The organism is Nesterenkonia sp. PF2B19, assembly GCF_001758425.2.
Taxonomy (GTDB): Bacteria; Actinomycetota; Actinomycetes; order Actinomycetales; family Micrococcaceae; genus Nesterenkonia; species Nesterenkonia aethiopica.
Map to the genome: position 1 here is coordinate 13,862 of NZ_MDSS02000027.1, position 12,052 is coordinate 25,913.

Here is a 12,052-nt window from a genome sequence, read left to right on the forward strand (position 1 = left end):
TGTCCATGGTGGACACCTTGGATGGCTCAGGCACTGACGAGACCGGTCACGGCCGGGAAGCGCTGCTGCGGGCGCTGCTGGACACCGCGGCCGAGCTGTCCAGCCTGCAGGACGTCGAATCGGTGCTCCAGTCGATCGTCCGACGCACCCGGCACCTGCTGCGCTCCGACATGGCCTACATCAGCCTCAACGACCATGCCGCCGGCGAGACCTACATCCGCCAGTCCGACGGCGTCACCACCCAGGAGTACCGGACGCTGCGCATGCCGATCGGCTACGGCATCCTCGGTCGGGTGGCCACCGGCGTGGCTCCGTATCAGACCACCGACTATCTGCGGGACGAGTCGATCCCTCACCTGGACTCCATCGATGAGATCGTCGCCGGCGAGGGCGTGCTGACCATCATGGGAGTGCCCCTGCTGGTGGGTGGGCAGGTCATCGGCGCGCTCATGGTCGCTGAACGCTCCCACCGGGTCTTCAGCCCGGAGGAGATCGACGTCGCGGATTCGTTGGGCACGCACGCCGCCGTGGCCCTGGACAATGCCGAGCGGTACACCCGCGCCCTGCACGACGCCGAGCAGCTCAGCCGCGAGCATGAGCGCAGCCAGGAGGAGCTCGTCTCCCGCACCCAGCTGATGGACTTCGACGCCGAGCTGCTCCACGAGATCAACCGCGCCCCCACCGAAGACAGCGTCCTGACGCTCACCGCACAGACCCTCGGGGCACCCGTGGCGCTGCTCTCCGAGATCGGCGAGCAGATCGCCGTCGCCGCAGCCCGGCCTGGCCACCCGGATGACCCGGCAGGCCGCACACCCACGATCCCGTCCCCTGGGCTCGCCGCCCTGGAGGCGGCCAGCGCCGCCGGCCGGGCCCTGCGGATCGGCGAGGGCCCTGATGCCGTCGTCGTGGCGCCCATCCGCTCCGGCCATGACGCCCTGGGGCACCTGGTGACCTGCGGCGTCGAGGACCCGGCCGAGCTTCAGCTGCTCGATCACGCGGCGGCGCACATGGCGCTGGCGCTGCAGTTCGTCCGGGCGGAGGAGGACGCTCAGCACCGCCAGCAGCTGGACGTGATCGAGGATCTGCTGGCCGAACGGCCGATCTCCGACCACCGGCTCGCCCGCCGCCTGCAACGCTGGCGGCTGGGCCTGCACGACCCGATCCACGTCGCGGTGATCCTGCCCGCACAGGACACCGACGCCGTGCGCCGGCTGCTGCGTGGCCTCCCGGGCACCCGGTTGGCGGCGCCCCTCGGCGACCAGCTGTGTGTGATCTTCGACGACGAGCGCTGGGTGGCGTCCGCACGCCGCCAGGCCTCCGAGCAGGGGCTGGGCATCCAGGGCGCCTGGTCCGGGCCGATGCCGTCGATCCGCCACCTGCCGAAGCACCACCGCATCGCACGCCTGGCCGTCACGGCGATGCGGCTGGGCGGCCGCCAGGGACTGGTGGACGCTGCCGACGTGGGTGTGGTCGGTGCCGTGCTCCACGCGGCAAGCCAGGCCGAGGCCCAGGGGGATCCGATCGACCTGACCGCGCCGATCGCCGCGCTGGTCTCCCACGATGCCGAACGGGGCACCGAGCTGGTGCGGACGGCTGCGACCTTCTTCGAGACCGACCGGCGGATCGACCGCACCGCCGAAGCGCTCTTCCTGCACCGCAGCACCGTCAAGCAGCGGCTGCAGTCCATCCGCCGGATCCTCGGAGAAGGATGGGACCACGCGCCGCGCAGCCTGGACGTGCATCTCGCGCTGCGGGTCTGGAGCCTGACGCACGGCCCGGAGACGGACGCCGACTGAGCGGTACGCTCCCTCCGGTTGAGTCCGGAGGCATTGTCGCTATGAGTGCACTGACGCGGCTTGTAGCGACCACGGCTCCGGGGCCAACACGTTGAGTCCGCGGTGTGGGCCCTTATGACGCGGGATCCGAGCTCATAAGGGCCCAAGCCGCGGAGGCAACGCAGCGGAGGCAACGCAGCGGAGGCAACGCAGAAGGACCGACTCAGATCGCGCGGGAGTAGTCCTCCTTGAGCGTCTTGAGGTGGAACCAGGTCTCCATCCCGGTCACCCCGGGCAGGCCTTTGAGATCGTCGAGCCGGGCGAAGACGTCCCCGGGCACAGAGGAGGCCAGAGTGGCGATCAGGTCGAAGGGCCCGAAGCTCATCGCCGCGAACTCCGTCTCCGGATAGCCCATGAGCCTCCGGGCCACGGACTCGTCCTCCCCACCCAGGTGCAGCCCCACCCCCACTTTGACGCGGCGGGCATGGGAGGAGTGGGTCACCACCGCACTGATCCGCAGGATCCGGTCGTCGAGCATGCGCCGCACCCGGCTGCGCACCGCCGTCGGCGAGAGCCGCACCTGCCGGGCCAGGTCCCGGTAGCTGATGCGTCCGTCGTGGCGCAGCAGCTCCACCAGCTCGCTGTCGATCTCGTCCACCCGGCCGCCGCCGTCGTAGTCCGAGACGAAGGATCCGCGCAGCACCTCGGTGTAGATGGCTGTGCGGATGCGCGCCACCTCGGGGAAGCTGCGCACCTGGGCCAGCACCTCGAACAGGGCCTCGTGGTCCGCCGCCCGGACCTCCACCACGAGGTCCTGGGAGCCGGAGATCGCCGAGACCAGGGGGATGTCATCGCGGCCGCTGAGCTCCTCGACCACCCCGCTGAGCTCACCACGCCCGGTGATGGACACGTGGGCCAGGCAGCTCTCCCCCAGGAACGCCGGCGCCGCGGCCGCCACGATGCGCACTGCACCGGATTCGATGAGCTCCCGCACACGCGCGGACACCACGGAACGCGGGACCCCCAGCTGTTCCGCCAACGCGCTGAAGCTGGCTCTGCCGTCCTCCTGCAGCGCGGCGATGAGCTCGTCGTCGATCGACGTCGCCATCGGCCTCCTCCTTCCATCGGCGGCCCCCAGAGGCCGACCCACCGATTTCCCCACATGCGACACCATCTCGGCAGATCATCACCATGGAGAGCACATGGAACACCTTCTGCGTCACATTCTGGCGGATCGACCGTCAGAAGTGAATCATCAGCACCCTCGTCCTGAACTTTTCCCCATTGCCATGTGACGCGCCTCTCAGTACATTCGGAAGCAGATCCCCGCCGTGCGCACCGGTGCACCCTGCCCGCCGTCGCCACCGGCGACACGCCCACCCCCGTCTCGTGAGGACCGCCCATGACGCTCTCGACCCCGCTTCCCGATGAGTCCCCCGCCGCCGAGCGGCCCGCCGACACCCCGCCCCTGACCATGCTCAGCCCGGACTTCCCCTTCAGCTACGACCACTATCTGGCGAGCCCGACCGGACTGGGTCAGGTCCCCGAACAGGCGCACGGCACCGAGGTCGCCGTCGTCGGCGGCGGACTGGCCGGCATCGTGGCCGCCTATGAGCTGATGAAGATGGGCCTGAAGCCCGTGGTCTACGAGGCGGCCGGAATCGGCGGGCGCCTGAAGTCCCAGGTCTTCGACGGCGCCCCCGACGTCGTCGTCGACCTCGGCGGGATGCGCTTCCCCACCACGGGCCGCGCCTTCTACCACTACGTGGACAAGCTGGGCCTGGAGACCCGTGCGTTCCCCAACCCGCTCTCGCCCGTCACCCCGTCGACCGTGATCGACTCGCCCACGAGCCCGAGCCCACCTACGCGGAGACCGAGGACCAGCTCCCCCCGCTCTACCGGGAGGTCGCCGAGGCATGGAAGCAGGCGCTGCGTGACGAGGCCGAACTCGACGCCGTGCAGGACGCCATCCGTCACCGCGACGCGCAGACCCTCAAGCGGCTCTGGAACGAGCTGGTGGCCCGCTTCGACGACGAGTCCTTCTACGGCTTCGTCGCCGGCTCCGAGGCCTTCAAGGCCCTGAGCTGGAAGCACATCGAGACCTTCGGGCAGGTGGGCTTCGGCTCCGGCGGCTGGGACACCGACTTCCCGAACTCCGTGCTCGAAGTCCTGCGAGTCGTCTTCACCGACGCCGACGACGACCACCGCGGCATCGTCGGCGGCGCCCAGCGTCTGCCCGAGTCGCTGTGGCGCCACGCTCCCGAGGACATCGTCCACTGGCCGGCCGGCACCTCGCTGGAGTCGCTGCACGGCGGCGCACCCCGAGGTGCGGTCACCGGCATCCACCGCGGCCAGGACGGCTCGCTGCCCGACGGCGGCGTCACCATCACCGAGAAGTGGGGCCGCACCACCACGTACCCGGCCGCCGTCGTGACCTGCCAGTCCTGGCTGCTCTCAGCCCGAATCGACACCGACGAAGACCTCTTCACCCCGGAGATGTGGAACGCCATCGAGAAGAGCCACTACATGCTCTCCTCGAAGACCTTCGTCATGGTGGACCGCCCGTTCTGGCGGGACATCGACCCGGAGACCGGCCGCCCGGTGATGTCCATGACGCTGACCGACCGGCTCCCGCGGGCCACCTACCTGCTGGACGAGGGCCCGGACAAGCCGGCGGCGATCCTGCTCTCCTACACCTGGAACGACGACGCCCTGAAGTGGCTGCCGCTGGACGCCGACGAGCGCACCCGGCTCATGCTGCACTCGCTGCACAAGATCTACCCCACCCTTGACATCGGCTCCCACATCATCGGCCAGCCGATCACCGTCTCCTGGGAGGCCGACCCCAACTTCATGGGCGCCTTCAAGAACAACCTGCCGGGCCACTACCGGTACCAGGAGAAGCTGTTCAACCACTTCGTGCAGAAGGACCTGCCGCAGCACCAGCGCGGCATCTTCCTGGCCGGCGACGACATCTCCTTCACCGCCGGCTGGGCCGACGGCGCCGTCACCACCGCGCTCAACGCCGTCTGGGGCGTCATGGACCACCTGGGCGGCTCCACCGCCACGGACAACCCCGGCCCCGGCGACGTCTGGGACGAGCTCAAGCCCATCGCCCTGGACTGAGGCACCCCCGCTTCCTGCCCTTCCCGCCCTTCCCCTCCCTTCCCTGCCCTTCCCCGCCCCGAAAGGACATCATGACCAGCCAGTCCTCCCCCGAGAACACCCCCACGACGCCGGTCGGCCCCCGCGACAGCTCCAAGACCCCGCGCTACGCCGGCCGGGCCACCTACGCCCTGCTCCCGGAGCTGCACGAGGTCGGCCGCGCCGACATCGCCGTGGCCGGGGTCCCCTTCGACACCGGAGTGAGCTACCGCCCCGGGGCGCGCTTCGGTCCCTCCCACGTCCGGGAGGCCTCGCGCCTGCTGCGCCCCTACAACCCGGCCCAGGACATCTCCCCCTTCGCCGTGCAGCAGGTCGCCGACGCCGGTGACCTGGTGGCCAACCCGTTCAACCTGGACGAAGCCATCCAGCAGGTGGCCGACGGCGCCCGCGACCTGCTCACCCAGGCCGAGAAGCTGGTGGTCATCGGCGGCGACCACACCATCGCCTACCCGCTGCTGCGCACCATGGCGGAGAAGCACGGCCCGGTGGCGGTGCTGCACGCCGACGCCCACCTGGACACCTGGGACACCTACTTCGGCGCCCCCATCACTCACGGCACGCCGTTCCGCCGCGCCTCCGAGGACGGGTTCATCGACCTGACCGCCAGCGCTCACCTGGGCATCCGCGGTCCGCTCTACGGCAAGGGCGACCTCGACGACGACGCCCGCCTGGGCTTCCAGATCACCACCAGCGAGTTCATCGAGGAGCACGGCGTCCCGGCGGCGATCGAGCGGCTGCGCGCCCGCCTCGGCGACCGCCCGGTGTACATCTCGGTGGACATCGATGTCCTGGACCCGGCCCACGCGCCGGGCACCGGCACCCCGGAGGCCGGTGGCCTGACCTCACGGGAGCTGCTGCGCATCATCCGCGGACTCTCGGACCTGAACCTGGTGGGTGCCGACGTCGTCGAGGTCGCCCCGGCCTACGACCACGCCCAGCTGACGGCCGTGGCGGCCAGCCACGTGGTCTACGAGCTGATCTCCGCGATGGGCCAGTCCAAGAACGCCCCGGTCGAGAACACCCAGGTCGAGAACACCCAGGAAGCCTGAGCCCATGAACCTCTACCGCCGTCTCGACCAGCACCTCGAGACCCACTCCGAGACGGGGCAGCCGGTCGTCGGTGAGCTCACCGGCCGCCGGATCTTCATGATCTGGCTGGCCGCGAACCTGGTGGTCACCACCATGCTCACCGGGACCCTGTTCGTCCCTGGGATCGGCTACGGGGCTGCGGCCACCGCGATCCTGATCGGGACGCTGGTCGGGGCGGCGGTGCTCACCGCGGTGGGCGCGATCGGCACCCGCACGGGTTTGGCCACCATGGCGCTGACCCGCGGGCCCTTCGGACTGCGCGGCTCCATGCTGCCGGTGGCCGCCAATGTGACGGTCCTGATGGGGTGGAGCTGGGTGCAGGCCATGCTGGCAGGCATCACCGTGGACCACCTGATCGCCGGGTTCACCGGTTGGTCCAACCCCGTGCTGTGGTCGGTGGTCTGCGAGATCATCGTGGTCTCCCTGGCGATCTTCGGCCACTCCGGGATCGCCAAGGTCGAGCCTTGGCTGGCGGTCTTCATCCTGGCGGTGATGGGCTACGTGTTCTACCTGGCTCTCTCCGCGTTCTCCGTCACGGACTTCCAGGCCCTTCCTGAGGCCCCCGAGGCCGGAATGACCTCGATCATCGCCCTGGACATCGTGATCGCCACCGCGATCTCCTGGACGGTGCTCTCCGCGGACTTCAACCGCTTCGCCCGCACCCCGCGGGCCGGCGTCGTCGGCTCCGGGCTGGGCTACACGACCTCCACGGTGCTGGCCATGCTGCTGGGCCTGACCGGAATCTCCTACCTGATCGCCTCCGGCACCAGCCCGGAGGCCTTCGACCCGGTGGCGTTCGTCGAGGGCTTCGACACCCCGGTGGCCGTGGTGATCTTCTTCTCCGTGATGGCCACCAACACCATGGCCGTCTACGGCATGACGACGTCGGCGGTCGGCCTGCTGCCCGGGCGCCGCTTCCGCTTCCTGCCCACCGCGCTGGTGCTGGGCGGCGTCTCCGTGCTCGGCTCCACCTGGCTGGCCCTGCTGGACCAGTTCACCGACTTCCTGGTCATGATCAGCGCCTTCTTCATCCCGGTGTTCGCGATCCTGCTGATCGACTACTACCTGCTGCGCCGCGGCCGCTACACCCGGGACATCCTCAATTCCGCCGGAGGCGCCTACTGGTACCGCCAGGGTGTGAACTGGCGGGCCTTCCTGGTGTGGTTCGCCGGAGCCGCGTCCATCTACTGCTGGACCTACGTCTGGCCCCTGGCCGTCGGCGCCTCCATCCCCGCGTTCCTGCTCAGCGCCGCCGCCTACCTGGCGCTGTCGTGGCACACTCGTTCCCCGGGACGTGCCGCCTCGGCGTCCTCCGACCCTGACTCCCCCGCCCAGCTGTCCACCACAAGGTGAGGTCACCTGCCATGACACAGACAACCACTCGACGAGCCGCCCCCTGGTTCCTCATCCCATCCCTGCTGGGGATCATGATCTTCGTGGTGCCCATCCCGGATGGGGAGGGATCCATCACCATCCCGGTGGCCTGGCTGGCCGGCGCCACCGAGGCCGGGCTGGGCGACGCCCTGGCCTGGCTGACCGTGGGCGTGATGGCGGTCTCGGTGCTCGGCACCTCCCTCTTCCGCGCCCTCCCCGAGCACCTGCGGGAGCGCCCGCTGGTGCGCGCACTGTTCTCCACCACACCCGTGTGGTTCGGGCTGCGCATCCTGGGCCTGATCTTCGGGCTGCTGACCGTGCTGCAGGTCGGGCCGGAGTGGCTGTGGCACGAGGACACCGGCGGCCTGATCTTCGGGCTGGCCGCCTTCATGGTGACCGTGTTCTTCTTCGCCGGCTTCCTGCTGCCGCTGCTGCTGAACTTCGGGCTGCTGGAATTCGCCGGGGTGATGCTGACCAAGGTGATGCGTCCGCTGTTCACCGTGCCCGGGCGCTCCTCCATCGACAGCCTCGCCTCCTGGCTGGGCGACGCCACCATCGGTGTGCTGATGACCAACCAGCAGTACGTGCAGGGCTACTACACCAAGCGTGAGGCCGCCGTGCTGGGCACCACGTTCAACGTCGTCTCCCTGACCTTCACCATCGTCATCATGGGTTACCTGAGCCTGCAGCACATGTTCGCCCCCTTCTACGCGACCATCGTGGTGGCCGGCCTGGCCGCCGCGGTCATCATGCCCCGCATCCCGCCGCTCTCCCGATTCAGCGACAGTTACGCCGACTGGATCCCCCAGGGCGGCACCGAGGCCGCCGTCGCCGCTGAGCACCAGGCCGATCAGCACGGGGACACCGAGCACGGGGACACCGAGCACCAGGCCGCTGGGCATCAGGCCGACGTGGCCGCCTCGGCCGCCGAGGCCCCGGCCGGGTCCGAGGCGTCCTCCGGCTCCCGCTCTTCCACCTCCCAGCCGCCGATGATCCGGCGTGCGTGGGGCGCGGCCCTGGATCGGGCGGCGTCCTCCCGGCTGAGCGACATCTCCCGGCGCGGCGGCTCGAACGTGCTGGAGATGTGGATCGGCATCATCCCGATCATCATGGCTGTGGGCACCGTGGCGGTGCTGATCGCCGAGCACACGCCGCTGTTCTCCTGGCTGGGCGCACCGTTCGTGCCGGTCCTGGAGCTGATGGGCGTCCCGGAGGCCGCGGCGGCCTCTGAGACCCTGTTCATCGGCTTCGCGGACATGCTGCTGCCGGCCCTGATCGGAACCGGCATCGAGGCGGAGATGACCCGGTTCATCATCGGGTGTCTGTCGGTCACCCAGCTGATCTTCATGTCCGAGGTCGGTGGTCTGCTGCTCGCCTCGAAGATCCCGGTCCGCTTCCACCACCTGGCGGCGATCTTCCTGCTGCGCACCCTGATCACCCTGCCGATCATCATCGGGCTGGCGCACCTGTTCTACTGATCGTTCCGGCTGAAAAGCCTGAGCCCCGCCGACGCCCCGGCCGCCTCCCGCGGCTGGGCGTCGGCGGCCGGATCGTCCCCAGATCCGCACCCCCCACCGAGTACCCACCGAGTACCCACCGAGTACCCACCGCTAGAGAACCGTCTCCCTGAGAACGAGGTCCCATGAACCGTGCTCCGCGCCTGCTCGACGTCGTCACCGCCCACCGCCGCCTGCGCGGCCGGGTGCGCACCACTGCCGTGGAGGCCTCCGGTCCGCTCTCCGCAGAGTCCGGCGCCGAGGTGCTCATCAAATGGGAGAACCAGCAGGTCACCGGCTCGTTCAAGGCGCGCGGAGCGCTGAACACCGTGGACTCGCTCTCGGAGGCGGAACGCGCCCGCGGCGTCGTCACCGCCTCCTCGGGCAATCACGCCCAGGGGCTGAGCTGGGCGGCCGCGGCCCAGGGGTGCCGGCCACGATCGTGTGCCGGAGACCACTCCGGAGACCAAGAAGGCGGGGGCGCGGACGCTCGGGGCGGAGCTGATCGTCCACGGCTCCTCCTATGACGACGCCGAGGCGCACGCCTGGACGCTCGCCGAGGAGCGCGGTGCGGTCTACGTGCACTCCTATGACGATCCGCGCATCATCGCCGGACAGGGCACCGTGCACTGGAGGCGCTGCTGGAGCACCCCGACCTGGAGGCGATCGTGGTGCCCGTGGGCGGCGGCGGACTCATCTCCGGGATCGCGGTGGCGGCCAAGGCCATCAGCCCCCAGATCCGGATCATCGGGGTCCAGCCCGAGGTCTCGGCGAAGTTCGGCGCCAGCTTCGCCGCCGGGCACTGCGTAGACGTCCCCTACCGATCCTCCTGGGCGGACGGTCTGCCGGGAGACATCGGAGAGCTGAACCTGCAGGTCGTGCTGGAGCATGTGGACGACTTCGTGGCGGTCTCCGAGGACAGCATCGCTGAGGCCGTCGCCTGGCTCGCCCGGCATCACCGGCAGATGATCGAGGGTTCCGGGGCGGTCGGCGTCGCCGCCTTCCAGCAGGGGCTGCTGGAGGATCTGCGCGGGAAGAAGGTCCTGACGGTCGCCACCGGCGGCAACATCGACGCCGACCGGTTCGCCGCGTTCCTGCAGCGCTGACCCCGGCGCACCTGGGGCCCTGCCCCTGCACCCCTGGGGCCCTGCCCCTGCGCTGAGTTGGTCTGGAGTTGTGCATACTCGAGTCGATCGAGTCGAGTACCCACAACTCCAGACCAACTCAGCGGGTTGTCAGGCCGTCATCTCAGGCCCTGCCACAGGGTCAGGAAGCGTCCGCCCGCACCGTGGTGCCGACGTCGATCTGCGCCCGCTCCGCCGCGAGCTGGTCCAGGGCCTCCTGTTCGGAGACCTGGGACCGGGGAGTGATCAGACTGACGAGCACGCAGGCCGCCGTGGCCACGGCCAGGGAGGGGAACACCGGACCGCCCCAGAACTCGATCCAGGTGTCGTTGGCCTGCACGGTGAGGGACGTGGCGGAGCCCGCCACGATCGCCGCCATCCCGCCCTGCCAGGTGGCACGCGACCAGAAGCGCCCCAGCACGGAGGCCACGAAGAGCCCTGCGAGGATCGTCGAGATCATCGTGGTGATGTACCCGATGACAGTGTCCGCGATCAGCGCCCCGGCCAATGCCAGCGTCAGCACGCAGACCAGGGAGATCCGTGAGTACAGGACCATCTTCTCCTTCTTCGGCATCCGCCCGGTGACCATCTGCACGACATCGCGCAGCAGGATCGTCACGGCCGTCACCGCGTCGGAGTCCCCGGAGGACATGGTCGCCGAGAGCCCCGCCACCAGCAGGAACGCACCCACAGCCAGCGGGAAGACCTCGGTGGCGAGATACGGGAACGCCATGTCCGGTGACGCCAGGTCAGGGTTGAGGCTGTAGGCGGCCATACCGACGAGCGCGGGCATCACCGCGAATGCGGCGAACAGCCCCGCCACCCAGAGGAAGCTGCGTCGCACCACCTGGGTGTTCCGCGCCGAGTAGATGCGTTGCCGGAAGGAGGGTGTGGCCAGCACTCCGACGGCGATGACGGCGGCGAAGGACACAGCCGGCAGCGGCCCCATGGCCTCCAGGCCGAGGAAGCCCATGGCCTCTTCGCCAGAGGCAGCATCCAGGCCGGAGAACCCGCCCAGCGTCACGACGGCCAGCACTGCCAGGCCGGTGAAGCCCAGGAAGAGCAGCGTCCCCTGGATGGCGTCGGTGATCACCACAGCGAGGTAGCCGCCGACGACGGTGTAGATGCCGAAGCCGAGGGCGACGATGACCTTGGACAGGGTGATGTCGATTCCCGTCAGGTAGGTCAGGTAGATGGATCCGCCCATGATGTGGGCGCCCAGCCACCCCACGCTGGCCAGCAGGAGGACCACGGCGACGAGGCCCTTCACCTTGCGGTCCGCTCCGTAGTAGAAGCTGACCTCCTCGGAGTAGGTCATGAAGCCATGCTTCCGGACACCGGCGAAGAGCAGCATCAGGAGCAGCACGCCGGTGGCCCCGCCGATGCCGTAGAGCGCCCCGGCCCACCCGTTCTCATAGCCGAAGCCGACGGCGCCCAGGCTGGAGCCGGTGCCCACCAGGGTGGCCAACGTGGTGGCCAGCAGCAGCGGCGTGGTCAGATTCCGTCCGGCCAGCAGGAAGTCCTCACCGGTCTTCGTCCTCCGGGCGATCAGGATCCCGACGACCAGCATGAGGACGACGAACCCGATGAAGACACCCAGGTAGACAGGGTGCGGCGTGATGTCCACTGGCGATCACCCCTCGGAACCTGAGAGGGGCGAGTACAGCACGGCATCCACCTCGATCTCGAACCCGGGGAGATCCGCCTGCAGCGTGGTGCGAGCCACCTGCCCCTCCCCGAAGTACTGCGGGAAGAGCTCGTTCATGCCGGCGAAGTTGCCCAGATCCAACAGGTAGACACCCACGCGGACGGCCTGATCGAGGCTCGCGTCTGCGGAGGCGGCGATGGCGGCCAGATGGTCGAAGGTGACCTTGGCCTGGGTGGCGAAGTCGCCCTCCACCAGGCTGCCGTCCGGCCGGTGCGGTGTGGCTCCGGAGAGGAACACGAAATCGCCGGCACGCACGGCGTGCGCGTACGGCCCTCCGGGACGGCAGGCCTCGGGGGTCATGATCGGCTTCTTAGTCATAGC

General features: G+C 69.5%; 8 protein-coding genes and 2 pseudogenes. 7 read left to right on the forward strand and 3 right to left on the reverse strand.

What is annotated here, in order from left to right:
* Positions 1-5 precede the first annotated feature (5 nt).
* A complete protein-coding gene (locus tag BCY76_RS09495; protein WP_139827715.1) occupies positions 6-1,796 on the forward strand; it encodes a helix-turn-helix domain-containing protein in 1,791 nt (596 codons plus the stop codon).
* Between the two features lie 202 nt (positions 1,797-1,998).
* On the opposite strand, the gene BCY76_RS09500 is transcribed toward BCY76_RS09495, so the two are convergent.
* Positions 1,999-2,883 (reverse strand): Lrp/AsnC family transcriptional regulator, encoded by an 885-nt coding sequence (locus BCY76_RS09500; RefSeq protein WP_070161465.1) that lies wholly within the window; start codon positions 2,881-2,883, stop codon positions 1,999-2,001.
* A gap of 294 nt (positions 2,884-3,177) precedes the next feature.
* Here BCY76_RS09500 and BCY76_RS09505 point away from each other — a divergent pair.
* The 6 genes and pseudogenes from BCY76_RS09505 (at position 3,178) to BCY76_RS19295 (ending at position 10,005) form a co-directional block, all read left to right on the forward strand.
* A pseudogene (locus BCY76_RS09505) lies at positions 3,178-4,901 on the forward strand (flavin monoamine oxidase family protein).
* A gap of 71 nt (positions 4,902-4,972) precedes the next feature.
* Positions 4,973-5,989 (forward strand): agmatinase, encoded by a 1,017-nt coding sequence (gene speB, locus BCY76_RS09510; protein ID WP_070161467.1) that lies wholly within the window; start codon positions 4,973-4,975, stop codon positions 5,987-5,989.
* 4 nt (positions 5,990-5,993) lie between these two features.
* On the forward strand, positions 5,994-7,382 hold the full coding sequence (locus tag BCY76_RS09515) for a purine-cytosine permease family protein (RefSeq protein ID WP_070161468.1): 1,389 nt from the start codon (positions 5,994-5,996) through the stop codon (positions 7,380-7,382).
* A gap of 11 nt (positions 7,383-7,393) precedes the next feature.
* Positions 7,394-8,881 (forward strand): YjiH family protein, encoded by a 1,488-nt coding sequence (locus BCY76_RS19290; protein ID WP_237090080.1) that lies wholly within the window; start codon positions 7,394-7,396, stop codon positions 8,879-8,881.
* Positions 8,882-9,045: 164 nt separating this feature from the next.
* Positions 9,046-9,426: a pyridoxal-phosphate dependent enzyme gene (locus BCY76_RS19925; protein ID WP_201791108.1), complete on the forward strand. Its 381-nt coding sequence runs from the start codon at positions 9,046-9,048 to the stop codon at positions 9,424-9,426.
* Positions 9,344-10,005: pseudogene (locus BCY76_RS19295) on the forward strand (threonine ammonia-lyase). The gene BCY76_RS19925 and the pseudogene BCY76_RS19295 overlap by 83 nt, the downstream one beginning before the upstream one ends.
* Before the next feature lie 160 nt (positions 10,006-10,165).
* Here the strand turns inward: BCY76_RS19295 and BCY76_RS09530 are convergent.
* Positions 10,166-11,650, reverse strand: coding sequence for a sodium:solute symporter family protein (locus BCY76_RS09530; protein WP_070161472.1), 1,485 nt, complete (start codon positions 11,648-11,650; stop codon positions 10,166-10,168).
* Between the two features lie 6 nt (positions 11,651-11,656).
* A complete protein-coding gene (locus tag BCY76_RS09535) occupies positions 11,657-12,049 on the reverse strand; it encodes a RidA family protein (protein ID WP_070161474.1) in 393 nt (130 codons plus the stop codon).
* Positions 12,050-12,052 lie beyond the last annotated feature (3 nt).

Excerpts from the sequence above, each read along its gene's own strand:
- BCY76_RS09495 (WP_139827715.1), top strand. The coding sequence starts at position 6 with ATGGTGGACACCTTGGATGGCTCAGGCACTGACGAGACCGGTCACGGC.
- BCY76_RS09500 (WP_070161465.1), bottom strand. The coding sequence starts at position 2,883 with ATGGCGACGTCGATCGACGACGAGCTCATCGCCGCGCTGCAGGAGGAC.
- speB (WP_070161467.1), top strand. The coding sequence starts at position 4,973 with ATGACCAGCCAGTCCTCCCCCGAGAACACCCCCACGACGCCGGTCGGC.
- BCY76_RS09515 (WP_070161468.1), top strand. The coding sequence starts at position 5,994 with ATGAACCTCTACCGCCGTCTCGACCAGCACCTCGAGACCCACTCCGAG.
- BCY76_RS19290 (WP_237090080.1), top strand. The coding sequence starts at position 7,394 with ATGACACAGACAACCACTCGACGAGCCGCCCCCTGGTTCCTCATCCCA.
- BCY76_RS19925 (WP_201791108.1), top strand. The coding sequence starts at position 9,046 with ATGAACCGTGCTCCGCGCCTGCTCGACGTCGTCACCGCCCACCGCCGC.
- BCY76_RS09535 (WP_070161474.1), bottom strand. The coding sequence starts at position 12,049 with ATGACTAAGAAGCCGATCATGACCCCCGAGGCCTGCCGTCCCGGAGGG.